20 protein-coding genes, 1 tRNA gene and 5 pseudogenes are annotated in these 22,319 nt (G+C 61.4%); 17 read left to right on the forward strand and 9 right to left on the reverse strand.

What is annotated here, in order from left to right; genetic code table 11:
- Positions 1–22 precede the first annotated feature (22 nt).
- Positions 23–832, forward strand: a complete 810-nt coding sequence (gene folE2, locus P3T21_RS01555; RefSeq protein ID WP_429254170.1) for a GTP cyclohydrolase FolE2 — start codon at positions 23–25, stop codon at positions 830–832.
- Between the two features lie 109 nt (positions 833–941).
- Here folE2 and tsaD read toward each other — a convergent pair whose 3' ends face one another.
- A complete protein-coding gene (gene tsaD / locus P3T21_RS01560) occupies positions 942–1,970 on the reverse strand; it encodes a tRNA (adenosine(37)-N6)-threonylcarbamoyltransferase complex transferase subunit TsaD (RefSeq protein WP_429254171.1) in 1,029 nt (342 codons plus the stop codon).
- A gap of 108 nt (positions 1,971–2,078) precedes the next feature.
- Here tsaD and P3T21_RS01565 point away from each other — a divergent pair, with 108 nt between their 5' ends.
- The 6 genes from P3T21_RS01565 to P3T21_RS01590 all read left to right on the forward strand — a co-directional run bounded on the left by P3T21_RS01565 (position 2,079) and on the right by P3T21_RS01590 (position 8,995).
- Complete coding sequence (locus tag P3T21_RS01565) at positions 2,079–3,296, forward strand: NAD(P)/FAD-dependent oxidoreductase (RefSeq protein ID WP_429254172.1); 1,218 nt, start codon at positions 2,079–2,081, stop codon at positions 3,294–3,296.
- Between the two features lie 68 nt (positions 3,297–3,364).
- Positions 3,365–3,577 carry a 30S ribosomal protein S21 gene (gene rpsU / locus P3T21_RS01570; protein ID WP_429254173.1) on the forward strand — a complete coding sequence of 71 codons (213 nt, stop codon included), beginning with the start codon at positions 3,365–3,367 and terminating at the stop codon, positions 3,575–3,577.
- Between the two features lie 254 nt (positions 3,578–3,831).
- Positions 3,832–4,278, forward strand: coding sequence for a GatB/YqeY domain-containing protein (locus P3T21_RS01575; RefSeq protein WP_429254174.1), 447 nt, complete (start codon positions 3,832–3,834; stop codon positions 4,276–4,278).
- A 77-nt stretch (positions 4,279–4,355) separates the two neighbouring features.
- Positions 4,356–6,230 carry a DNA primase gene (gene dnaG, locus P3T21_RS01580; protein WP_429254175.1) on the forward strand — a complete coding sequence of 625 codons (1,875 nt, stop codon included), beginning with the start codon at positions 4,356–4,358 and terminating at the stop codon, positions 6,228–6,230.
- A 95-nt stretch (positions 6,231–6,325) separates the two neighbouring features.
- Positions 6,326–8,752 (forward strand): RNA polymerase sigma factor RpoD, encoded by a 2,427-nt coding sequence (gene rpoD, locus P3T21_RS01585; protein WP_429254176.1) that lies wholly within the window; start codon positions 6,326–6,328, stop codon positions 8,750–8,752.
- 155 nt (positions 8,753–8,907) lie between these two features.
- A tRNA-Ile gene (locus tag P3T21_RS01590) sits at positions 8,908–8,995 on the forward strand.
- A gap of 115 nt (positions 8,996–9,110) precedes the next feature.
- On the opposite strand, the pseudogene P3T21_RS01595 reads toward P3T21_RS01590, so the two are convergent.
- From P3T21_RS01595 to P3T21_RS01605, 3 pseudogenes are all read right to left on the reverse strand, one after another.
- Positions 9,111–9,212, reverse strand: a pseudogene (locus tag P3T21_RS01595) (IS3 family transposase); the annotation flags it as partial.
- A 392-nt stretch (positions 9,213–9,604) separates the two neighbouring features.
- Positions 9,605–9,742 (reverse strand): annotated as a pseudogene (locus P3T21_RS01600) (pentapeptide repeat-containing protein); the annotation flags it as partial.
- 98 nt (positions 9,743–9,840) lie between these two features.
- Positions 9,841–10,311 (reverse strand): annotated as a pseudogene (locus tag P3T21_RS01605) (pentapeptide repeat-containing protein); the annotation flags it as partial.
- Between the two features lie 72 nt (positions 10,312–10,383).
- On the opposite strand from P3T21_RS01605, the gene P3T21_RS01610 reads away from it, so the two are divergent.
- The 6 genes from P3T21_RS01610 (at position 10,384) to P3T21_RS01635 (ending at position 16,526) form a co-directional block, all read left to right on the forward strand.
- The gene (locus P3T21_RS01610) at positions 10,384–10,944 is read left to right on the forward strand and encodes a TetR/AcrR family transcriptional regulator (protein ID WP_429254177.1); all 561 of its coding nucleotides are present in this window, start codon (positions 10,384–10,386) and stop codon (positions 10,942–10,944) included.
- 463 nt (positions 10,945–11,407) lie between these two features.
- A complete protein-coding gene (locus P3T21_RS01615) occupies positions 11,408–12,352 on the forward strand; it encodes a LysR substrate-binding domain-containing protein (RefSeq protein WP_429254178.1) in 945 nt (314 codons plus the stop codon).
- A gap of 135 nt (positions 12,353–12,487) precedes the next feature.
- Complete coding sequence (locus P3T21_RS01620) at positions 12,488–13,237, forward strand: SDR family NAD(P)-dependent oxidoreductase (protein WP_429254179.1); 750 nt, start codon at positions 12,488–12,490, stop codon at positions 13,235–13,237.
- A 77-nt stretch (positions 13,238–13,314) separates the two neighbouring features.
- The gene (locus P3T21_RS01625) at positions 13,315–14,643 is read left to right on the forward strand and encodes an MFS transporter (protein ID WP_429254180.1); all 1,329 of its coding nucleotides are present in this window, start codon (positions 13,315–13,317) and stop codon (positions 14,641–14,643) included.
- Positions 14,644–14,685: 42 nt separating this feature from the next.
- Entirely contained in the window at positions 14,686–15,528 is an 843-nt protein-coding gene (locus tag P3T21_RS01630; RefSeq protein WP_429254181.1) for a transketolase, read from the forward strand.
- Positions 15,525–16,526: a transketolase family protein gene (locus tag P3T21_RS01635; protein ID WP_429254182.1), complete on the forward strand. Its 1,002-nt coding sequence runs from the start codon at positions 15,525–15,527 to the stop codon at positions 16,524–16,526. The genes P3T21_RS01630 and P3T21_RS01635 overlap by 4 nt, the downstream gene beginning before the upstream one ends.
- Positions 16,527–16,671: 145 nt before the next feature.
- Here P3T21_RS01635 and P3T21_RS01640 read toward each other — a convergent pair whose 3' ends face one another.
- On the reverse strand, positions 16,672–16,938 hold the full coding sequence (locus P3T21_RS01640) for a DUF1643 domain-containing protein (protein WP_429254183.1): 267 nt from the start codon (positions 16,936–16,938) through the stop codon (positions 16,672–16,674).
- A gap of 55 nt (positions 16,939–16,993) precedes the next feature.
- Between P3T21_RS01640 and P3T21_RS01645 the strand changes: the two genes are divergently transcribed.
- The 3 genes and pseudogenes from P3T21_RS01645 to P3T21_RS01655 all read left to right on the forward strand — a co-directional run bounded on the left by P3T21_RS01645 (position 16,994) and on the right by P3T21_RS01655 (position 17,900).
- A complete protein-coding gene (locus tag P3T21_RS01645) occupies positions 16,994–17,302 on the forward strand; it encodes a hypothetical protein (protein ID WP_429254184.1) in 309 nt (102 codons plus the stop codon).
- 65 nt (positions 17,303–17,367) lie between these two features.
- Positions 17,368–17,582, forward strand: a pseudogene (locus P3T21_RS01650) (hypothetical protein); the annotation flags it as partial.
- Between the two features lie 33 nt (positions 17,583–17,615).
- Positions 17,616–17,900 (forward strand): hypothetical protein, encoded by a 285-nt coding sequence (locus P3T21_RS01655; protein WP_429254508.1) that lies wholly within the window; start codon positions 17,616–17,618, stop codon positions 17,898–17,900.
- Between the two features lie 283 nt (positions 17,901–18,183).
- On the opposite strand, the gene P3T21_RS01660 is transcribed toward P3T21_RS01655, so the two are convergent.
- The 3 genes from P3T21_RS01660 to P3T21_RS01670 are packed head-to-tail and all read right to left on the reverse strand — an operon-like array spanning position 18,184 to position 20,752.
- On the reverse strand, positions 18,184–18,789 hold the full coding sequence (locus tag P3T21_RS01660) for an isochorismatase family protein (protein ID WP_429254185.1): 606 nt from the start codon (positions 18,787–18,789) through the stop codon (positions 18,184–18,186).
- Between the two features lie 54 nt (positions 18,790–18,843).
- Positions 18,844–19,671, reverse strand: a complete 828-nt coding sequence (locus tag P3T21_RS01665) for a pirin family protein (protein WP_429254186.1) — start codon at positions 19,669–19,671, stop codon at positions 18,844–18,846.
- 10 nt (positions 19,672–19,681) lie between these two features.
- A complete protein-coding gene (locus P3T21_RS01670) occupies positions 19,682–20,752 on the reverse strand; it encodes an alkene reductase (RefSeq protein ID WP_429254187.1) in 1,071 nt (356 codons plus the stop codon).
- 112 nt (positions 20,753–20,864) lie between these two features.
- Here P3T21_RS01670 and P3T21_RS01675 point away from each other — a divergent pair.
- A pseudogene (locus P3T21_RS01675) lies at positions 20,865–21,819 on the forward strand (LysR substrate-binding domain-containing protein).
- Positions 21,820–21,836: 17 nt separating this feature from the next.
- Here the strand turns inward: P3T21_RS01675 and P3T21_RS01680 are convergent.
- Positions 21,837–22,241 (reverse strand): MAPEG family protein, encoded by a 405-nt coding sequence (locus P3T21_RS01680; RefSeq protein WP_429254188.1) that lies wholly within the window; start codon positions 22,239–22,241, stop codon positions 21,837–21,839.
- Between the last annotated feature and the right edge of the window lie 78 nt (positions 22,242–22,319).

Genomic DNA, 22,319 nt, shown 5'->3' on the forward strand with positions numbered 1-22,319 from the left:
CGCAGCCAGTGAGGATAACAACATGAACCAGATGAACCCCGCCTTCATGATGCCCGACGTGCAGAGCACCGTCGATACGCGTCAGATCGCGATCCAGCGCGTGGGCGTGAAGGCGGTGCGTCATCCGCTGACCGTTCGTACGCCCGAAGGCGACGCGCAGCCGACGATCGGCACGTGGAATCTCGACGTCCACCTGCCCGCCGAAGTGAAGGGCACGCACATGTCGCGTTTCGTCGCGCTGCTCGAAGAGAACAAGGCGCCGCTCGACGTGGCCGCGTTCCGCGCGATGCTCGCATCGATGCTGCAAAAGCTCGAAGCCGAGGCGGGCCGCATCGAAGTGTCGTTTCCGTACTTCGTGAACAAGACTGCGCCGGTCTCCGGCGTGCAGAGCCTGCTCGATTACGACGTGACGCTGACCGGCGACACGCGCAATGGCGTAACGCGTCTGTTCCTGAAGGTGCTGGTGCCGGTGACGAGCCTGTGCCCGTGCTCGAAGGAAATCTCGCAGTACGGCGCGCACAACCAGCGCTCGCACGTGACGATCAACGCCGAACTCGCGGACGACGTGCCGGTGGAAGATCTGATCCGTATCGCGGAAGAAGAGGCGTCGTGCGAACTGTGGGGACTGCTGAAGCGTCCCGACGAGAAGTTCGTCACCGAGCGCGCGTATGAGAACCCGAAGTTCGTCGAAGATCTGGTGCGGGATGTGGCGCAGCGTCTGAACGCGGACTCGCGGATCATCGCGTATGTGCTCGAAGCCGAGAACTTCGAGTCGATCCACAATCACAGCGCGTATGCGTTGATCGAAAACGACAGGCGCGCGGTGCGATAAGCGTTACCGTGTCTGCCTTGAAAGACGAACGGCCGCATCATGTGATGCGGCCGTTTTTGTCTGGATACCGGTCGTCGCCCGCAGGCTGAAGAGGGCGCGTGTGCAGGCCCTATCGAGCCAGAGACGACAGATCCCAGCGCGGCTTGACCGTGAATGCGTAGTCCTTGCCTGCCTGCTCCGGCCAGCGCTGCAACCGCAGCGCACCCGCGAGCGCGATCATTGCGCCGTTATCGGTACACAGCGACAGGTCCGGATAGTGCACCTCGAAGCCGCGCTTTTTCGCGGCGGCAGAAAGCGCCTCGCGCAACTGTCGGTTCGCGCCAACGCCGCCCGCCACTACGAGTCGCTTCAGCTTCGTCTGCTTGAGCGCCGCCAGTGATTTCGCGGCGAGCACATCGACAGCTGCATCAACGAAGCCACGCGCCAGATCCGCCTTGGCCTGCTCGCAAATGTTGGCGCCGCCGAGCTTCTTCGTGTGCGTCAGGACGGCGGTTTTCAGGCCGCTGAAGCTGAAGTCGAGATCGCCCGAATGCAGCATCGGACGCGGCAGCGAGACTGCGCCCGGATTGCCGAATTCCGCCATGCGCGACACTTCCGGGCCACCTGGATAGCCGAGGCCGAGCAGCTTCGCGGTTTTGTCGAAGGCTTCGCCGGCGGCATCGTCGAGTGTTTCACCGAGCGTTTCGTATTCGCCGACATCGGTGACGCGCATCAACTGCGTGTGGCCGCCCGACACCAGCAGCGCAACGAACGGAAACGGTGGCGGTTCATCGACGAGCAGCGGCGAAAGCAGATGCCCTTCGAGATGGTGAATGCCGATCGTCGGGCGATCCCACGCCATCGCGAGCGCGTTCGCGATGCTCGCGCCGACGAGCAGCGCGCCCGCAAGCCCCGGCCCTTGCGTATACGCGATCGCATCGATCTCCGTGCGTGCGGTGCCGGCGCGCTCCAGCACCTCTTCGAGCAGCGGCAGCGCGCGCCGGATGTGATCGCGCGACGCCAGTTCCGGCACCACGCCGCCGTATTCGCGATGCATGGCGATCTGCGAATGCAGCGCGTGCGCGAGCAGGCCGCGCTCAGTGTCGTAGAGCGCGAGGCCGGTTTCGTCGCAGGAGCTTTCGATGCCGAGAACGAGCATGATTCGGGGGCTGGACGGGCGCCGCGAAGGCGTCCGAAAGGTAAAGGCAAGCCTCAAAGTATAGCAGCGACGGCAAGGCGACGAAGGGCGGCAGGTACAATGCGCGCCATGGAATCCTTCGATATTGCGGTTATCGGCGCAGGCGCGGCCGGCATGATGTGCGCGGCGGTGGCCGGCCAGCTCGGCCGGCGCGTCGTGCTGATCGACCATGCGCCGCGCCTCGCGGAAAAAATACGCATCTCCGGCGGCGGCCGCTGCAACTTCACGAATCTGTACGCCGGTCCGGCGAATTACCTGTCCTCGAATCCGCATTTCTGCCGCTCCGCGCTCGCGCGCTACACGCCGCGCGACTTCATGGCGCTCCTCAAGCGCCATCGCGTGACGTGGCATGAGAAGCACAAGGGGCAACTCTTCTGCGACCAGTCGAGCGAAGCGGTCATCGATGTGCTCAAGCACGAATGCGACGCCGGCGGCGTTGCATGGCGCCGGCCGCTCGCGGTCGAGCAGGTCAGGCATGAAGCCGCCGGCGGCTTCACGCTCGACACCCACGCAGGCCCGATCCGCACCCGCGCTGTCGTGGTGGCGACCGGCGGCCTTTCGATCCCGAAGATCGGCGCGACCGACTTCGCCTATCGTCTCGCGAAGCAGTTCGGGCACAAGCTGATCGACACGCGTCCGGCGCTGGTGCCACTCACTTTTGCCGCTGACGACTGGGCGCCGTTTTCGGCGTTATCGGGTGTTTCGCTGGAAGTCCAGCTGGCGACCGGCAATAAAAAGAGCGGTGGTGAGTTCGTCGAGGATCTGCTGCTCACCCATCGCGGCCTCTCCGGTCCGGGCGTGTTGCAGATTTCGACCTACTGGCAGCCCGGTGAGCCCGTCCACGTGAACCTGCTGCCGGACCGGGACGCCACGACGGCACTTCTGGAAGCCAAAACCGGCACGAAGCGCCAGATCGCCAATCTGCTCGCCGAATGGGTGCCGACGCGCCTCGCGCACGTCTGGCTGGAGACGCATGCGATTCCAGCCGAGGCGCGCGTCGCCGATCTGCCGGACAAAACGCTGCGCAAGATCGGTGAGGCGCTTTCGCGCTGGACGCTCACCCCGAACGGCACCGAAGGCTATCGCAAGGCCGAAGTAACGCGCGGTGGCATCGACACGCGCGAACTCTCTTCGTCGACGATGATGAGCGCGCGGGTGCCCGGTCTCTACTTCATTGGCGAGGCCGTGGACGTCACGGGCTGGCTTGGCGGCTACAACTTCCAGTGGGCGTGGGCATCGGGCGTCGCGGCGGGCCAGGCGGCCGCGGAGCAGGTTCTGGGGGCTTGACGGCGCCGTTTCTTTGTGCGAAACGTCTGTTATAATCTCCAACCTTTGCAAAGCTCCGTTATTGAAAAATGACGACTATCCGCGTAAAAGATAACGAGCCCTTCGAAGTCGCGATGCGCCGCTTCAAGCGCACGATCGAGAAGAACGGGCTCCTGACCGAACTTCGCGCGCGCGAGTTTTACGAAAAGCCAACGGCTGAACGCAAACGCATGAAGGCGGCCGCGGTCAAACGCCACTTCAAACGTCTGCGCAGCCAGATGTTGCCCAAAAAGCTTTACTGATTCTTTGTCCGCCGCAGTCGCTTTGAGCGCCGTGGCGTGCAATCGTTGGCGGCATCCAGCGCTCGATGCCGCTGCACGCGGAAAGACCAGGCCGCAAGGCCGCCACGGTGAGGCCGCATCCATTACGCGAATTCGCGACAACCCGCTTGAGGAAGGTGTCCCAAGCGGGTTTTTGTCTTGATGCGAGCGTCGCGCGGGACTGTTTTCATGGCTTGTTTATCAGGCTTGTTTTAATCAACGCATTCAGGTGAGTGATGAGTCTCAAGGACCAGATCAACGACGATATGAAAGCCGCGATGCGGGCGCGCGAGACCGAGCGTCTCGGCACGATCCGCCTGCTGCTCGCCGCGATCAAGCAGCGCGAAGTCGATGAGCGCGTGACGCTCGACGACGCGGCGATCACGGCCGTCATCGACAAGATGATCAAGCAGCGCAAGGATTCGATCAGCCAGTTCGAGGCGGCCGGGCGCACGGATCTCGTCGACAAGGAAGCGGCTGAACTCGTCGTGCTGACCGCCTACATGCCGCAGCAATTGTCCGACGCTGAGGTTGCCGCTGAAGTGCAGGCCGCCGTCGCGCAGACGGGCGCCGCCGGCCCGCAGGATATGGGCAAGGTGATGGGCGTGCTGAAGCCGAAGCTCGCCGGCCGCGCTGACATGACGGCCGTGTCCGGGCTCGTCAAGGCAGCACTCGCGAAGTAAAACCCTGTCCGGAACCGGGCGACCCGCGTATTGACGGGTCGCCCGGTTCTCATGAAATTCGAGGCCGCCTTCCTACTGTGATTCCGCACTCGTTCCTGCAGGATCTGCTGAACCGCGTCGATATTGTCGACGTGGTTGGTCGTTTCGTGCAGTTGAAGAAGGGCGGCGCGAATTTCATGGGGCTTTGTCCGTTTCACAACGAGAAGAGCCCTTCGTTCACCGTTAGTCCGACTAAGCAGTTCTATCACTGCTTCGGATGCGGTGCGCACGGCACGGCGATCGGTTTTCTGATCGAGCACGCCGGGCTGACCTTCCCGGAGGCCGTGAACGAGCTGGCGCAATCCGTGGGCCTGACGGTGCCGCAGGAGCCGTCGCCCATGCGCAGCGGAGGTGGCGGTGGCGGAGAAGGTTATGCGCCGGCTGTATCGAAAGCTGTCACGACCGCGCTGTCTGACGTGATGCAGACCGCGTGCGATTTTTACCGCAAGCAGTTGCGTGGCGCGCCGAATGCGATCCAGTACCTGAAAAAGCGTGGACTGACTGGCGAAGTCGCGGCGCGTTTCGGGCTCGGTTACGCGCCGGATGGCTGGCAGAACCTCGAAACCGCTTTTCCCGACTATAGGGACGACGCGCTGGTCGAATCCGGTCTCGTGATCGTCAGCGAAAAGTCGGATGCGCAGGGCCAGAACCGCCGTTATGACCGCTTTCGCGAGCGGATCATGTTCCCGATCCGCAACGTGAAAGGGCAGGTGATCGGCTTCGGTGGCCGTGTGCTGGATACCGGCGAACCTAAATATTTGAATTCGCCGGAAACGCCTCTATTTAACAAGGGCAGCGAGCTGTACGGCCTTTTTGAGGCGCGTCTCGCGATCCGCGAGCAGCAGTATGTGCTGGTGGTCGAAGGGTACATGGATGTGGTCGCGCTGGCGCAACTGGGGTTCCAGAACGCGGTTGCGACCCTCGGTACGGCGTGCACGCCGATTCATGTGCAGAAACTGATGCGCCAGACAGATACCGTGATCTTCAGCTTCGACGGCGACTCAGCCGGCCGACGCGCCGCGCGGCGCGCGCTGGATGCCTGTTTGCCGCACGCAGCGGACAACCGGACGATCCGCTTCCTGTTCCTGCCGACAGAGCACGATCCGGACAGTTACGTGCGTGAGTTCGGTACCGAGGGGTTCTCGGAACAGGTCGCGCGGGCGATGCCGCTGTCGCAGTTCATGTTGAACGAAGTGCTGACCGGCAAGGAGCTGGATCAGCCGGAAGGAAAGGCGCGCGCGTTGTTCGACGCCAAGCCGCTGTTGCAGGCGTTGCCGGCGAACGCGTTGCGTGCCCAGATCATGCACATGTTCGCCGACCGGCTCGACGTGCCGTTCGACGAAGTGGCCGCGCTCTGCGAGGTCGATGCCCGGATCGCCGCGGCGTCGCGCGTCGCGCCGCCGCGCAAGGATCGTCGTAGCGTGACCGGGATCGAACAGCGGGCGCTGCGCAATCTGGTGATGCATCCGCGCATTGTCGCGGTGCTGGATGAGGAAGCGGAACAGGCGCTGTTGACGGTCACCCGTCACGGTGAACTGTTCGAGGAAGTGACGACGCATGCGCGTGCGCTGGGCGAAGCGGCTGAGTTTCAGCTGTTGTCGGATCTGCTCAGAAACAGCGCGAATGCGCCGACTTTCGAAGAAATCTTCCGCGAAATTCTGGACTATGATGAAAACGTGCGCGACCTGCTGCTGAAGAATCCCGAGGACGAAACCGTCATCGAGGAGCGCCGCGAGCAGGAACGGATTGTTGGCGAGGAACTGAAGGCGGCGATCTTCAGGATGAGCTATGACGCGTACAGCGCGAGGCTTGATCAACTGTCGCGGCAGTCACGACATACGCCGGAAGAACTGGCCGAATACACCGATCTGAATCGGAAGCGAGCGGACATGAAACGTCAGCTCGGGCTGTAAGCGGGGAAGGGCAGAACCTGAGGTGCTATAATAAAAGGTTCCCAGCAGTTTGTTTGCAGTTTTTGTTTGTTTTCCAGGCAAGAGGGCGAATTGCAATGGTAAAGACTACAGGCGGAAAGAAAGCGACGGGCAAAGGCTCCGAGGAGCCGACCAGAAAGGTCACGCAGGCCAGGTCTGCTTCTTCTTCCGCGAGAAAAACGTCTGCCACAAGCGTCGCACCTTCTCCTGGGAAGAAATCCTCGTCCACTTCTGCCGCGCGAGCGGCACCGGTTGCGGCATCTGTAGCTAACGTGGCTGGCGCCTCGAAAGCCTCAAAAGCCACGCAGCCAGCAACGAAGCGGCCGGGTTCCAGAAGTACCAGGGAAGCGGCTGCCGCGCAGGACACTGCGGCAGTGCGCGAGACTCCAGTATCCACGGTTCAACCGGCTGTTGTCCAGCAGCCGCGAGTCGAGACTACAGCCGGTATGGCGAACTCCATGACGAAAAAGCTGAACGAAGTATCCGTCGATGACGACGCAACCCAGAACGAAGAGGCAGCAGCAGCGCCGGTCGTTCCGGGCAAAGGCGAAAAGGCCAAGGCACGCGACCGCCGCGCAAAGGAAAAAGCGCTGCTGAAAGACGCTTTCGCGTCGACGCAGCCGGGCACCGCCGAAGAGCTTGAAGAGCGTCGCGCGAAACTGCGCGCGCTGATCAAGCTCGGTAAGGAACGTGGCTTCCTGACGTACGCCGAAATCAACGATCACCTCCCGGATAACTTTGCCGAGACCGAGGCGATCGAAGGCATCATCAGCACGTTCAACGATATGGGCGTGGCTGTGTACGAGCAGGCGCCCGACGCTGAAACGCTGCTCCTGAACGACAACGCGCCGGCGGCTTCGTCGGATGATGAAGTCGAAGAAGAAGCAGAAGTCGCCCTCTCCACGGTCGATTCCGAATTCGGTCGCACGACCGACCCGGTCCGCATGTACATGCGCGAAATGGGTACCGTCGAGCTGCTGACGCGCGAAGGCGAAATCGAAATCGCGAAGCGGATTGAAGATGGCCTGAAGCATATGGTCATGGCGATCTCCGCGTGCCCGACGACGATCGCCGACATCCTCGCGATGGCCGAGCGCGTCGCGAACGAAGAGATTCGTATCGACGAACTCGTCGACGGTCTGATCGATGCCAACGCGGAAGACGCGGACGGCTTCTCCGAGCAGGAAGCGGAAGCGATCGAGGCTGAAGAAGAGGAAGCCGAAGAGGAAGCAGAGGAAGAAGAAGAAGACGACGGCACCGCGCAGGCTACGGCCAACGCGGCGCAGCTCGAAGCGCTCAAGCGCGCGTCGCTCGAAAAATTCGCGTCGATCAGCGAATGGTTCGACAAGATGCGTCGTGCGTTCGAGAAGGAAGGCTACAAGTCGAAGGCGTATCTGAAGGCTCAGGAAACGATTCAGAACGAGCTGATGATGATCCGCTTCACGGCACGTACCGTCGAGCGTCTGTGCGACACGCTGCGCGCGCAGGTGGACGAAGTGCGTCAGGTCGAACGTCAGATCCTGCATACGGTCGTCGACAAGTGCGGCATGCCGCGTGCCGAGTTCATCGCGCGTTTCCCGGGCAATGAAACGGATCTCGAATGGTCGGAAAAGATCGTCGGCGAAGGTCACGCTTACAGCGCGATCCTCACGCGTAACATTCCGGCGATCCGCGAACAGCAGCAACGTCTGCTCGATTTGCAGGCGCGTGTTGTGCTGCCGCTGAAGGACCTGAAGGAAACCAACCGTCAGATGGCGGCGGGTGAACTGAAGGCGCGTCAGGCGAAGCGTGAAATGACCGAGGCGAATCTGCGTCTCGTGATCTCGATTGCGAAGAAGTACACGAACCGTGGCCTGCAGTTCCTGGATCTGATCCAGGAAGGCAACATCGGCCTGATGAAGGCGGTGGACAAGTTCGAATATCGCCGTGGCTACAAGTTCTCGACGTACGCAACATGGTGGATCCGTCAGGCCATCACGCGTTCGATCGCGGACCAGGCACGTACGATCCGGATTCCGGTTCACATGATCGAAACGATCAACAAGATGAACCGCATCTCGCGTCAGATCCTGCAGGAAACCGGTCTCGAGCCGGATCCGGCAACGCTGGCAGAAAAGATGGAAATGCCGGAAGACAAGATCCGCAAGATCATGAAGATCGCGAAGGAGCCGATCTCGATGGAAACGCCGATCGGTGACGACGACGATTCGCATCTGGGTGACTTCATCGAGGATACGAACACGGTTGCTCCGGCCGACGCCGCATTGCACGCCAGCATGCGCGATGTCGTGAAGGACGTGCTCGATTCGCTCACGCCGCGCGAAGCGAAGGTGCTGCGCATGCGTTTCGGTATCGAGATGAGCACCGATCACACGCTCGAGGAAGTCGGCAAGCAGTTCGACGTGACGCGTGAGCGGATCCGTCAGATCGAGGCGAAGGCGCTGCGCAAGCTGCGTCACCCGAGCCGGTCGGACAAGCTGAAGTCGTTCCTCGAAGGGAATTGATCGACGGCTGTTGGTGTTAAAGGCAGTCTGCTGCCGATGAAGGGGCTTCCAGATCGTTCTGTGTTCAAGCAGGCGGTCCCGGAAGCCCCTTTTTTCGTGTAGTATGTCGGCCAAATCAGCAATCAGGCCCGGCCCTCAGACCGGGTCTTTTTCTTGGGCCGGACGCCGTGCTGGTTGCAGGCAGCGGACTCATAATCCGCCTCCGAAAGGACATCGTCGGTTCGAATCCGACCCGGCCCACCAAGCCTGGCTTGGGTTTGCGGGTTTTCATGTAGTGAACACCGATTTCCGCAATTCGGGGATTTTTCCGCAATTCTGGCATCGTGGGGTGGTCACCGCTCCGATAGCAGATCAATGACGGCTGAGTTCTGTATTGCACAGGGCTCAGCCCTTTTAGTTTGGTCTTGATGCGTTGGCGATTGTAGTAGTGGATGTATCGGCGCAGGCCAGACCGAAGCGCAACTCGATCTGCAAGCGCTGCACCGTGTCCGGCAGCGACTCGTACCCTGGTGGGTGGCGCCAGCTTTGTACCTGGCAAAAAGAACAATGCTGTATCGCTCGACGGAAGCACCGGCTACGTGAGCCCGCCGGCCGGTCTGATTTGTAGCCTCTCCGCTCCGACGGCAGAACAAGTGGCCGCGCTCGCCCCAAGTTGGAGGATATCGGGCTTCCAGCGCGCTGAACTGGGCGACATTGACGGTGAACTCGGTCCTTGCACTTCGCGTACTCATAGGCGCTTTGCCAAAGCATCAACGTCGCTGATGTCCGCGCTCATCGTTGAACAGGTCAAGCGTCACTGTCAGAGACAGCCGAACGTGGTCGATCACGAATTCGCCTGTAACGGTGGCCAGTTCAAGCCACCGTTATGCCCAGATCGTTTGCCAGCAGCGCCGCCTGCGCATGTGAGATCGTCGCGCGCTTGAAGCTTGAAGCAGTACGAACTCTGAGCGTTCCAAGCTCCGCGTCGCGCAGATCGGCACCCTCGAACTTCGCATTCGCGAGGTGCGCTTCGCGGAGGCTGCCCCCTCAAACACGGTATCCCGGAAGTCGCAGCCGCTCAAATCGGCACCGGAAAAGTCAAGCCTCACCAGTCGCTGCTTTCTGAAAGAAACGCCACTCATGTCGGCGCCAACCAGCAGCGTATCGAAGAACTCAAGCCCCAGGGCCGATATTCCGGTGAAGACGGCCCCTGTCAGTTTCACGCCGTCGAACATTGACGAAGCCAGCTTCGCGCGGGCCCACGAGGAATTGTTGAAGTCGGAGTCCTTGAAACGCGCGTCGGTCAACTGTGCCGTGACGAAATCGATGCCGCGGCCCTTGCAGCCCAGCCATCGGCTGTTCTCGAGTCTGGCGCGCCTGAATGACGTTTCTGCTGCTGAGCAGCGCAAAAATGTGCAGTCCCGGAACGTCAGATCGGACAGGTCGGCGCCGTCGAAAGCGCACCGTTCGAATTCAATCGGGCCGTTGCTCGCGCCGAGCAGTTCAACGAAGTCAGCGCGAGTCATCGTTCTATCGAGAATATGCATGTGGATGGAGGGTGTGCCGAAAAAGGAGAACATGGGGATCTCGGGTTTGCAGTCCGGGAGAGGAGCAGATTATAATCAAAACATTCCATACGGATGGTATGTTTAATGACCCTTGCTCATCGCAGACAGAAGCAACCTGAACTGGTGCGTAAAGAACTGCTGGATGTCACGCTGCAGATACTGGTGGATGAAGGACCGCATGCCGTGACACTCGACGCGGTGTCGAAACGGGCTGGCGTGACCAAGGGCGGACTCCAGCATCACTTTCGCAGCAAGCAGGCACTCCTTGATGCGCTGTGCGATCAGCTTTTCGAGGAGTTCCATCAGCGATATGAGCTTGCGCTGCTTGCCGAGCCTGATGGCCCCGGTCGGCACGCGCGAGCGTACGTGCGGCTGTCATTTGACAGCGGCAACGATCACGAGCAGGTTCGCACGCAGCGCGCGATTGCCTTGCTGGCGCTGACATGGCCGCCATGTCGCGAGCGGTGGAGCGCTGTCGTGACCGCTGCAATAGCGGCCGACGGCGTGGATGAGGATTTGGCGAACCGGTTGCTGCTGTGCAGGCTCGCTGCTGACGGGTTTTGGTATTCCCAGATGCTGGATTCCTATCCAATTGGGAACAAACGAAAAGCCGCGCTCCTGGATGCCCTTCTAGACTTGTGCTGAAAGGGCGCACAACGACCGGAGCAGCGACGACTGGTGGGCTGCGGACCGGTAAGCGCATCAACGCAGGTAACGGCATAGGTCTGAACGTACCTGCCGATAACATCGTTAGATAGGCAAAGAATATTGGGCGTCAGAAAAATGCAAGCGATGCAGTGGGCTGGTGCGTGAATGCCCGTTGATCCTGAAACGCGCCAAAGACAACCCTTGTATTCATACGACCTCTCGCGCCCCTTCGAACCGATTGTCGATCGGCCGAAACCCGGCTTGCCTTTACCTCTCGGATACGCGACATTTCTGGAATCGCCAGTAGCGAAGCAGAACACCTTGGTCCAGGACGGTTCGCGACCACTCCGCATCCCACCACTAAATGCCGTCCTGGACTCCGGCTTCCAGCGAGCGAAGCGGGTTCACTGAACGCCGTCAACGAGAAGCCGATAACCTTCGCGAACCAGGTGTCTACATAATGCGCATCCCACCCCTGAAAGCCATCATTGCATTCGAAAGTGTCGCGCGGACAAAGAGCGTCAATCGGGCGGCTGACGAATTAGGGCTCACGCCATCGGCGGTCAGCCATCAGATTTCGAACCTCGAATCCATGGTCGGAAGACCTTTGTTCACCCGGCTAGGGCGAGGGCTCGTTCTGACTCCGACCGGTCAGCAATACCTGACGGACGTCACAGGATCGCTTGCTGATCTGAGCCGCGCGACGGAGCGCGCATCGAGCCAGTCGGGCCTCGAGATCCTTCGTATCCATTCGAGTCCAAGCTTTGGGTTGATGTGGCTGCTACCCAGGCTGTCTTCGTTCCAGGAAGCGAACGGCGACATCCAGTTGAATCTGGCCTGTTCCTACGAAGATGTGTCGTTTACCTCTGGCTACTATGACCTCGATGTACGGCACGGCTACGCAAACTGGACCGATGGAGAGATCAAGACGCTCCGCAATGAATTCATTGCGCCTCTTGCTTCACCGGAATACCTGAGACGGTTCCCGGTGCGCACTCCCGAGGATCTGCTCGAGCGGCGTCTGATCTTCTCGGAGACTCCGCTCGTACAGTGGAAGCAATGGTTCGGCAAGTTCGGCGTCGCGGCGGCCGGGAAAGCCTACGATTTCTCTTTCGACCGCTCCTACATGTCGCTCGAGGCTGCAGCGCTGGGGCACGGCATCGCGCTCGAAAGCACGATGCTCGCATCGGTCCAGCTCAGGCGACGTTCGCTCGTGCCGGTCTTCGATCAGACCTTTGCGGTCGAAGTCGGTGCCCATCACCTCGTTTACCCTGGCCAGAACGCGGATTTGCCCCGCGTGGCCAAATTCGTGGCCTGGGTCGAGCAAGAGATCGGCGATGACGCAGTGGGTCAAGAAGCCACGCCAGGCGGGACGACGGCGCCCGCCATGAGGCGAAATGGCTGACTACCGACGCCTGTAAATCCACGGTGCCGCGACACCTGAAAATTCTTCAGCAATAGTTGAGCCGAACTGCATTGATCGAGATGGTCGGAGCGCTGAAACTGCGCCTACTCACTCACACGATCAATGGAGACAAGCATGTTGCTCAACAGCAAAGTGGTCATCGTCACAGGTGCAGCCTCGCCGCGCGGCATCGGCAAGGCAACCGCAAAAGCGCTCGCTGCGCAGGGCGCGCGAGTGGTCATTCTGGACCTTCGAAAGGAAGACGCCGAAAGCGCCGCGCGCGATCTCGGCGACGGGCACCTGGGGCTCGCCTGCGATGTGACCGACAAGGCCGCATGTATCGCCGCGGCCGGGGCGGTGCTGGCAAAGTACGACCGGATCGACGGGTTGATCAACAACGCGGGCATCACCCAGCCGCTGAAGACGATGGACATCGAAGCAGGCAACTTCGACGCGGTCATTGACGTGAACCTGCGCGGCACGCTCTACATGTCGCAAGCGGTTATTCCGCAGATGAGAAAACAGAAGAGCGGCAGCATCGTCTGCATGTCATCCGTTTCCGCGCAACGCGGCGGCGGGATCTTCGGCGGTCCGCACTACAGCGCCGCCAAAGCAGGCGTACTCGGCCTCGCTCGTGCGATGGCGCGTGAACTCGGGTCCGACAACATCCGCGTCAACTCGATCACACCGGGCCTGATCCAGACCGACATCACCGGCGACAAGCTCACGACGGAGATGCGTGCCGACATCATCAAGGGCATTCCGCTTGGTCGTCTTGGCGACGCGCTCGACGTCGCCAATGCCTGTCTTTTCCTCTCAAGCGATCTATCGGCCTACCTCACCGGTATCACGCTCGACGTCAACGGTGGGATGTTGATCCACTGAAAAGTGACTCGCCTGGATGTCGGGCGAACCCTCAACGCACCCGGGAGAGACCCGGGGCGATATGGCAGGAGACAAGCATGAAATCGAAGTCCACGGTGCCGTCGATGACGGTCGATGTCACGTCGCTTGCCGATCCGGCGAGCTTCGAATCAAAAACGTATGCGAAGGTTGGACGGCGCTTGATACCGTTTCTGATGCTGTGCTATCTGGGCGCTTATCTCGATCGTGTCAACGTGGGCTTCGCGAAGCTGCAGATGCTCAATGACCTGCGATTCAGCGAGACCGTGTATGGCTTCGGCGCCGGTATCTTCTTTCTTGGCTATTTCCTCTTTGAAGTGCCGAGCAATCTTATGTTGCACAGAGTGGGCGCACGAAACTGGCTCGCTCGCATCATGCTGACGTGGGCGCTGATTTCCGCCTCCTTCGTCTTCGTAAAGACGCCCACGACGTTTTATGTTCTGCGGTTTCTATTGGGTGTGGCGGAGGCCGGGTTTGCGCCAGGCGTCATCCTGTACCTGACGTACTGGTTTCCTTCGGCACGGCGCGCCAAGGCGCTCTCCCTCTTCTTCATGGCGATCCCGCTTGCCGGCATTGTCGGTGGGCCGCTGTCCGGTTACATCCTGCACGCGTTCCATGGCGTACAGGGTCTCGCGGGCTGGAAGTGGCTGTTCATGCTCGAGGCGCTGCCGTCGTTGCTGCTTGGCGTTGCCATTCTGCTGTACCTCGACAACGGCATCGCCGCCGCGAAGTGGCTCACTGATGCCGAGAAAGCGCTCCTCTCACGCAACGTGGCGAACGACAACGCCCACAAGGTGGCCCACGTGTCGATCCGGTCTTTCATCGGCGATGGTCGTTTGTGGTTGATGGCTGCGATCTACTTCTGCGTCGTGCTCGGTCAGTATGGGCTGACGTTCTGGCTGCCGACGATCATCCGCAAGTCGGGCGTGGCTGATCCGTTGTGGGTGGGTATCTTTACCGCCATTCCGTACCTGTGCGCCATCATTGCGCTGCCGCTGGTGGGAGCAAGCGCTGACCGTCATCGCGAACGTCGTCTGCATCTTGCGATTCCGATGCTCGTATCGGCGGCAGGCTTTGCAACGCTGCCGATGCTGGGCGGAGTCGCCGCGTCGCTGGTGTGTGTCAGCGTGGCCGCCGCCGGCATCCTCGCTTCGTCGTCGCAGTTCTGGTCACTGCCGACGGCGCTCCTCGGCGGCATGTCCGCCGCAGCGGGTATCGCCGCGGTGAACTGTTTCGCCAATCTCGCGGGCTTCTTCTCGCCGGCCATTGTGGGCTGGTTGAACGACCTGACCGGTAAGTCGACGGCTGGGCTCATCTTTATCTCTGTCGCAATCGTCATCGGCGCCGCGCTTGTTTTCCTCGTGCCAGCCAAAACCGTCAATCGTTGACATTGTCCGCTGCAAAGACTCACTTCTCTCCAAGGAGACATCATGAACAGTCCGTCATCAGATGCGGTGACGCTCGCTGAGCGCGCCTATCGGATCCGCAGAAACGCCTTGCTGATGGGCGAAGTGCAGGGGCAGGGGTACATCGGCCAGGCACTCGATATCGCCGATGTACTCGCGGTTGCCTACTTCGGCGCGATGCGCTACCAGCCCGACAACCCCGAATGGGACGGCCGCGACCGCTTTCTGCTGTCCAACGGCCACTACGCGATTGCGCTCTATGCCGCGCTGTTCGAAGCCGGCTTCCTGCCACCGGAAGAACTCGAAACCTACGGCAGCGACGACAGCCGCTTGCCGATGTCCGGCATGGCGAGCTATACGCCCGGCATGGAGATGTCCGGCGGCTCGCTCGGCCATGGTCTGACGATCGCGGTGGGTCGCTGCCTCGGACTGAAACGCAAGGGCTCGGACGCTTTCGTCTACACGCTGTTCTCCGACGGCGAACTCGATGAAGGCGCGATCTGGGAAGGCCTGATGTCGGCCGCGCACTGGAAGCTGGACAACCTGATCGCCATGGTCGACGTCAACAACCAGCAAGCCGACGGTCCCTCTACGCAGATCATGGCGTTCGAGCCGCTCGTCGAGAAGCTCGAAGCATTTGGGTGGTTCACGCAGCGCGTGGACGGCAACGACATCGATGCCGTGAAGGCGGCCTTCGATGCCGCGCGCATTCATCCGAAGGCGCAGCCGCGGATCATCGTCTGCGATACGCGCATGGGTTGCGGCGTGCCGTTCCTCGAGGAACGGGAAAAGAACCATTTCATCCGCGTCGATGCCCATGAGTGGCAACTGGCGCTTGCAGCACTCGAAGCAGGGAGACAAGCATGAGCGACACCACCATCAGCAAGCCGCGTCTCAAGACCTCGGCAATGATCGCCTCGATTGCCGGCGAAGGACAGGTCACGCGGTCGGCGCCGTTCGGCCATGCGTTGGCGCAGCTGGCTCGCGAGAAGAAGAACGTGGTCGGCATGACCGCCGACCTTGGCAAGTACACTGACCTGCACATCTTCGGCAAGGAATTCCCTGAACGCTACTATCAGATGGGCATGGCCGAGCAACTGCTGATGGGCGCGGCCGCCGGCATGGCACATGAAGGCGCCCAGCCGTTCGTCACGACCTACGCCGTGTTCGCGACCCGTCGCGCGTATGACTTCATGCACCAGGCCATCGCCGAGGACAACCTCGACGTGAAGATCATCTGCGCGCTGCCGGGCCTCACGACCGGCTACGGCCCGAGCCATCAGGCGGCCGAGGATCTTGCCCTGATGCGCGCAATGCCGAACATGACGGTCATCGATCCGTGCGACGCGCTCGATACCGAGCAGATGGTGCCCGCGATCGCGGCGCACAACGGTCCCGTATATGCGCGCTTGCTGCGTGGCAACGTCCCGGCCGTGCTCGATGAATACGACTATCAGTTCGAACTGGGCAAGGCGAAGCTGCTTCGCGACGGCGCCGAGGTGCTGATCATCTCCTCGGGCATTATGACCATGCGTTCGCTGGAGGTCGCGAAGGCGCTGGAAGCGGACAACGTCGGCGTCGGCGTGTTGCACGTGCCGACCATCAAGCCGCTCGATACAGCGACGATCCTGCGCGAAGCCAGGCGCACAGGCAGAATGGTCGTGGTCGCCGAGAATCACTCGGTGATCGGCGGTCTCGGAGAAGCGGTCGCGACCACGCTGCTCACGGCCGGCGTCACGCCGATGTACCGCCAAATCGCACTGCCCGATGAGTTTCTCGCTGCAGGTGCGCTGCCGACCCTGCACGACCGCTATGGCATCTCGACCAACGTCATGGCGAGCACGATAAAGAGTTGGCTCGGATGAGCACAGGGAGTATCCCGACGAGACAGGTAAGTCGGGGCCACAGCGTTGAGAGCTGTGACGGTGCGTCAGTTCGACGGCGCACCGTCATGGGAAGACGAGAGAAACGTGGCTGTGAGCCGCGCTTGCTGATGTGCGCGGCTACTCCTCACCGCGAACACAATTCACCTTCGTCATCTGTCTCCATATTTTCTGGCCTGCCCTTTGGGGCCGACGAGCGCAGTGCGTACAGATTCGCGACCGCAAGGCCGTTGCAATCCCACAGCTTCGCGAAGCCGCGGCATCGGCGAATGGTCGGATCGTCGAGGTTTGCGTCGGCGGTGCCCGGATTGAGCATCACGAACAGGGCTGCCGGCTTCATCGGCGCCATCGATTCCGACGCGCGCCTGAGCAGGTAGCGGTAGGTGCCGCGCATGCGCTAAAGATTGCGCTCATGCTACGATTCCTTCATGAGGATGACGGAGGTTGATATGGCTACGTTTGCTATCGACGGCGTACGCATCAGTCCCGCTACTGACCGCGTCACGCACGTGCGCTGGGCTCTCATCGACCCGAAGACACACGAATGGCTGTCCCCGCCCCAAATCGCAGAGGTGGACGCCGCAGTAAGGGCCATACGTGCGGGAGACGTCGTTTGGTCCCTGTTTACCCTCGGTGGCGTGAGATTTCTGGGTCCAAAAATAAAGATCGTTGCGCACCCCGGCGGTCATGATGGGATCGACACGGAGATTCCCGACGGGAAGATCGAAAAGTCCATAGACGATCTGCCGAACGTTTGACTGAGTGCCTGCGTGCTCGTTGGTAGTCATACCAGGGTTCCTTGAAAGCGACGATGGGGGCCGGCATGCAGTTCGACTGCAAGCAGTTCCACATCGACGCTTCGCCGCTCGATGAAGGCGGCTGCTACTACGCCCGCGCAAAGATCTACCGGCGCGCCTCGGTGGGTGGCGATGCCATCGAGGTGAAGTATTCGGGCGACCTCGGTGACTACCCTCCGATGCGGACGGATTCGAGGCGGCGCGCCGCTGGGCGATGCAGTGGTGCGATGAGCACTCCGCTCAGGTCGCGAGTTTCGATTCCTGGAGTATCTCGATGGAGGCTGACATGTGGGATAAAGTCGAACACGAGGGATTTGAAATCTGGGTACTGCCGTTCCCCGTATTCGGACCGCCGGTTCCCAATACTCCCTTTAACTACAGCGGGTATTACTGCCGCCATGGTGCGGATGCACATCTGGTTGACCCGAGCGGTCGGTTCCATGAGCTCGCTGGGACATTCCCCACTGAAGAAGAGGCGAGAGAAGCTGGATACAGTGAAGGCCGGCGTCTTATTGACAAGCTGCTGTCCGAAGGTGGCTGGGCTGTTGGCAACAGCTGAATCAGTCATTCCTTTGACTCTCCCTGCTCTCTAGATTGCGACAGAGCGGCGTCGTAGCCGGGAAAATCAGGCCAGCACCTTTCCCATCGAAAGGTCAGCCGAAAACTCGCTTACATATTGGCACTGTGTACCTGGGACCGCTGAGAGAACCTCCGACTACAAACTCGTCGAGTGCGAGTGTTCAAGGAATGTCGTTACCCGTGAAGTTCATGACCTGGAAGACATGTGCTGATCTGTTGACTGAAGCGCCATGCACTTCAGTCAACAGGATGTGGTTTCGGGTTTAAGCGATGCCCGCGCCAAGGGCCGGGAACACATCGGTGAACAGCAAAGCGATCAGCTGTTGTCCGGCCGGGGTGGACCAGTCCTGCGCGATTTCCGCCATGAGCGTGTTGGTGGCGGTGAGTACCACGCCCGCATCGTGCATCCGTTGACGCGAAAACGCTTCGGAAAGATCGCTGGGCGATCCAGATGCATCCATCACTGCCTGCACGGCAAAGCCTTCGAGCGCAGCGTCAATGGCCGGGAAGATCAGGCAAACGTCGGTGGTGACGCCTGCCATGATCAGGTTCTTGCGCCCCGTGGCGAGCACCGCATTGCGGAAGTCGGGGTAGGCCCAGGCATTGACGACGCCGGGACGCCTGACGCGCGCGGCATGAGCTTCGGGCAGGATCGCGGCGATTTCCGGAAGAATGGGGCCTTGGGCGCGATCTTCCTGACTGGACGTGATCACGACCGGCAGATTGAGGATCTTCGCCATCTTGGCCAGCGCAATCGACTGCCTGGCTGCGAGTTCCCGGTCGATATTCCTGATCAGTTGCATCGTGCCAACCTGATGGTCAATCAGCAGCAAGGCGGTGTTGTCGGCAGTGAATCGTTCAACCTTCATGATGTAGTTCCTAAGTAGTGGTGGGGCGCACGCCCTGGGGTGCGTGGCGGCTTGCTACAGCCTTCCCATCTCGCCACGGCGGTAAGCGGTGGTTGCCGCGATCAGGCTCTCCTGGCTCGCAAAAGCCATGGGTCCGTTTGACAGTACCGGTTGGCGCAGCGGCTCGCCGATGAACACGGCGACCTTGGCGCCTCCAGCCTTGGCGGCGAGCTTGTGCGTCGTCGCGTCGGTCGCGGCCGGCAGGATCGGGGCAGCGAGGTTGTCGAGGCCGAAGCGTTCGCCATTGAGCTCCGCGTTGCCGAAGATTGGCATGAAGAAGGCGCGCTGGCCCGCGGCCACCGGCAGCGCCAGTTCAGCGCCGGCCTCCAGCGTGATGTCGAGCAAGGTGACCTCGGTCGGCGGTGTCAGCGGGGAACGCACGCCGTCGAAGCTGCCCAGGGGGACGCGGACCCGGACGCCGGGGCGCTGCACCACCGGCACGTCCTGCGGGGCCAGGCTCAGCGCGAACGGCGCCGCGTTCTGCTGAGCCCGGGGGAGATTGACGAAGATTTGCAGCAGGTGGGTGGTACTTCCCGGCACCGCGGGATTCTCTTCATGGATCAACCCCCGCCCTGCCGCGGTCCAATGCAGCCCACCCGGCTCGATTAGCGTGTTGCTGCCCAGCGAATCACGGTTGGCAATGCCCGTCTCCGAGTCGAGGAACAGGTAGGTCACCGCGGAGAAGCCGGCGTGCGGATGCGGCGGGAAGGTGGGCGCGCTCATCCACGCATGGTCGATACCCATGAACGGATCGAGCAGCAGGGGATCGGCACCATGCAGACGGTACGCGCGGAAATGGTTTCCCCGATTGGCGCGCTGCATGCGGGCGGTGGCTGTCGACATGGCGCAGTCCTTAGACGTTACCGGCCGCATTCAGCGCGGGGTAATCGATGTAGCCCTGAGCGCCGGGCGTGTAGAACGTGTTCTTGTCCGGGGCGTTGAGCGATGCGCCCTGGCGGAAGCGCTCGGGGAGATCCGGGTTGGCGAGGAATGCACCGCCGAAGACCGTAGCGTCGGCGCGTCCCTCGGCCAGCAGATTTTCAGCGGCGGTCTGGTCAAGTCCGCCCCCGACCAGATACGCGCCATCGAAACGCGGGCGCAACATGGCGTGGTAATCGACGCTGGTACCGAACAGGGCGACGTGCAGATACGCGAGATTGAACCCGCGCAGACGTTCGACGAGATACGTGTAGGTTTCCTGCGGCGCGGCGTCGGAAATGTCGTTGAACTTCATTTCCGGCGAGATCTTGATCCCCACGCGATCGCCACCGGCCTCTGCCACCATCGCGTCCAGCACTTCAAGAACGAAGCGCGTGCGGTTCGCAACGGAGCCGCCATATTCATCCTCGCGCTGATTGCTGCCGGACGAGAGGAACTGTTCAGGCAGATAGCCTGAAGCAGCATGCAACTCGACGCCGTCGAAGCCCGCTTCGAGCGCGCGACGCGTCGCCATACGGTACTCGTCAACGACACCGGCGATCTCATCCAGCCGCAGCGCTCGCGGCGTGACGAATTCTTCCATACCGTTGCCGGTCCAGGTCTGTCCTGCCGGCTTGATGGCCGACGGTGCCACCGGCAGCGCGCCGTCCGGCTGCATCGATGGGTGCGAGATGCGCCCGCTATGCATCAGCTGCATGAAGATGCGTCCTCCGCGGGCATGCACGGCTTCAGTCACCCGCTTCCAGGCGGCCACCTGGACATCGCTATGGATGCCGGGTGTACGCACATATCCCTTACCGGTCGTGGACGGAAACACGCCCTCAGTAACAATCAGACCTGCGCTGCTGCGCTGGGCGTAGTAGGTGACGACGACGTCGTCAGGAACGCCCGCGTCATCGGCGCGCGAGCGGGTCATCGGGGCCATCACCATACGGTTCGGGATGGACAGGCCGCCAATGCGGACCGGGGTAAAAAGCTGGCTCATGTTGTGTTCCTCTACGGTGATGTGCTCATCAGATGCAGTCATCATCCAGCAAACCGTAGACGGGATAAAGATGGCAAAATGGAAATCATTGGGTCATTTATGGAGCAGTGAGATGGAGTTTCTGAACGACATGGCGTTGTTTGTCGACGTGGTCAAGGCGAAAAGCTTCCGCCGCGCGGCCGAGGCAACCGGGGTGCCGAACTCGACGCTATCGCGCCGGATTGGTGCCCTCGAAAAGGCGATCGGATTGCGCCTTCTGCATCGCACGACCCGCAAGACCGAGTTGACCGAAGCCGGTCAGCTCTATTTCGAGCGCGCGAGGCGCATCGTGGACGAGGCGCGGCTTGCGCACGAGCAACTCGGCGAAATGCTGGCCCAGCCAGTGGGTGTGTTACACGCGTCATTGCCGGTGGATTTTGCGAATATCTTCCTCGCGCCGCTGCTCGCGGAATTTGCACGCCGCTATCCCGGCATCACTTTCGAATTCGACCTGACGCCGCGCCGGGTCGATCTGGTCACCGAGCCGTTCGATGTCGCGATCCGGATGGGTGAACCGCCGAGCTCGAGTCTAATTGCGCGGCAGCTCGCCCGTTTGCCGCGGTATCTCTACGCATCACCGCGTTATATCGAAACCTATGGCGAGCCAGTCGAGCCGGCCGACCTGGAGCGGCACGAATGTCTGCGCCTCAGCCCGGCAGAGGTCAACGGATGGACGCTGCACAGTGAAAGCGAAAGCGAACCGGCAGAGGTCGCAGTGGGCGGTCGGTTCCTGCTGAACAGCGTCGGCATGATCCGGCGACTCGCGACCCTGGATCTGGGCATCGCTGTACTTGCGGAAGAAGTCGTCGCCGAAGACGTCGCCAACGGGCTGTTGCGCCGGGTGATGCCGGGGTGGCAGGCCCCGGCGGTTCCGGTCTATGCCATCACGGAGACGCGGTTGTTACCAGCGACAGCGCTTCATTGAATTTTTACGAGAGCACCTTGGGGGAGTAGTGCCTGTCACCAACCCGGCAGCACCGATGCCGACGCGAAAGTTGCACCGGCGAAGAGGACGACGGGTTTTATAGCGCTTTCCTTCGATTGCCTAGACATGGCTGAGCACAGCGGCAGCGATCACCAGGGTCGCTCCGGCGCCGACCACGAAGGCCAGCGTGCGGACAACCGGGATGCCGGCGGCGTAGACGACGTAGTGGACGAGCCGCGCCCCCAGATAGACATTGCATGCCACGATTGTCGCCGGGGTGCTCACGCCGGTCAGCGCCGCGATGACCACGAGAGGCGCGAACACGGCCAGGTTTTCCACCGCGTTGGCGTGCGCGCGGCGCGCCCTCTCGGCCCAGGCCGGGTCGGGCCGAAAAGCTGGATCGGGATTGGCCAATGTCTGGGCGGGCCCGCGCGTCAGGATTCTCGCGAACATGTAGGGGATCCACATCAGGACCGTCGCTGTGGCAATCAGAGCCAGGACATGGAGTTCCGGTGTGAGCTTCATAATTGGCGGCCTCTTATCGCTCCGAGAGCTTCAGTTGGATTTCGAGTTGACGGGCGCGCCCGTCGTTCTGGTGAACGA

Source organism: Paraburkholderia sp. GAS334, assembly GCF_050436625.1.
In the GTDB taxonomy this organism is placed as follows: Bacteria; Pseudomonadota; Gammaproteobacteria; order Burkholderiales; family Burkholderiaceae; genus Paraburkholderia.

What these genes read in the sequence shown, in the direction of transcription:
- P3T21_RS01610 (WP_429254177.1), top strand. Translation starts at nt 10,384, where the DNA reads ATGACCCTTGCTCATCGCAGACAGAAGCAACCTGAACTGGTGCGTAAA.
- rpsU (WP_429254173.1), top strand. Translation starts at nt 3,365, where the DNA reads ATGACGACTATCCGCGTAAAAGATAACGAGCCCTTCGAAGTCGCGATG.
- P3T21_RS01615 (WP_429254178.1), top strand. Translation starts at nt 11,408, where the DNA reads ATGCGCATCCCACCCCTGAAAGCCATCATTGCATTCGAAAGTGTCGCG.
- P3T21_RS01670 (WP_429254187.1), bottom strand. Translation starts at nt 20,752, where the DNA reads ATGAGCCAGCTTTTTACCCCGGTCCGCATTGGCGGCCTGTCCATCCCG.
- P3T21_RS01640 (WP_429254183.1), bottom strand. Translation starts at nt 16,938, where the DNA reads ATGCGCGGCACCTACCGCTACCTGCTCAGGCGCGCGTCGGAATCGATG.
- P3T21_RS01565 (WP_429254172.1), top strand. Translation starts at nt 2,079, where the DNA reads ATGGAATCCTTCGATATTGCGGTTATCGGCGCAGGCGCGGCCGGCATG.
- P3T21_RS01635 (WP_429254182.1), top strand. Translation starts at nt 15,525, where the DNA reads ATGAGCGACACCACCATCAGCAAGCCGCGTCTCAAGACCTCGGCAATG.
- folE2 (WP_429254170.1), top strand. Translation starts at nt 23, where the DNA reads ATGAACCAGATGAACCCCGCCTTCATGATGCCCGACGTGCAGAGCACC.
- P3T21_RS01625 (WP_429254180.1), top strand. Translation starts at nt 13,315, where the DNA reads ATGAAATCGAAGTCCACGGTGCCGTCGATGACGGTCGATGTCACGTCG.
- P3T21_RS01620 (WP_429254179.1), top strand. Translation starts at nt 12,488, where the DNA reads ATGTTGCTCAACAGCAAAGTGGTCATCGTCACAGGTGCAGCCTCGCCG.
- P3T21_RS01680 (WP_429254188.1), bottom strand. Translation starts at nt 22,241, where the DNA reads ATGAAGCTCACACCGGAACTCCATGTCCTGGCTCTGATTGCCACAGCG.
- P3T21_RS01665 (WP_429254186.1), bottom strand. Translation starts at nt 19,671, where the DNA reads ATGTCGACAGCCACCGCCCGCATGCAGCGCGCCAATCGGGGAAACCAT.
- P3T21_RS01575 (WP_429254174.1), top strand. Translation starts at nt 3,832, where the DNA reads ATGAGTCTCAAGGACCAGATCAACGACGATATGAAAGCCGCGATGCGG.
- rpoD (WP_429254176.1), top strand. Translation starts at nt 6,326, where the DNA reads ATGGTAAAGACTACAGGCGGAAAGAAAGCGACGGGCAAAGGCTCCGAG.
- P3T21_RS01655 (WP_429254508.1), top strand. Translation starts at nt 17,616, where the DNA reads ATGGAGGCTGACATGTGGGATAAAGTCGAACACGAGGGATTTGAAATC.
- P3T21_RS01630 (WP_429254181.1), top strand. Translation starts at nt 14,686, where the DNA reads ATGAACAGTCCGTCATCAGATGCGGTGACGCTCGCTGAGCGCGCCTAT.
- P3T21_RS01645 (WP_429254184.1), top strand. Translation starts at nt 16,994, where the DNA reads ATGGCTACGTTTGCTATCGACGGCGTACGCATCAGTCCCGCTACTGAC.
- P3T21_RS01660 (WP_429254185.1), bottom strand. Translation starts at nt 18,789, where the DNA reads ATGAAGGTTGAACGATTCACTGCCGACAACACCGCCTTGCTGCTGATT.
- tsaD (WP_429254171.1), bottom strand. Translation starts at nt 1,970, where the DNA reads ATGCTCGTTCTCGGCATCGAAAGCTCCTGCGACGAAACCGGCCTCGCG.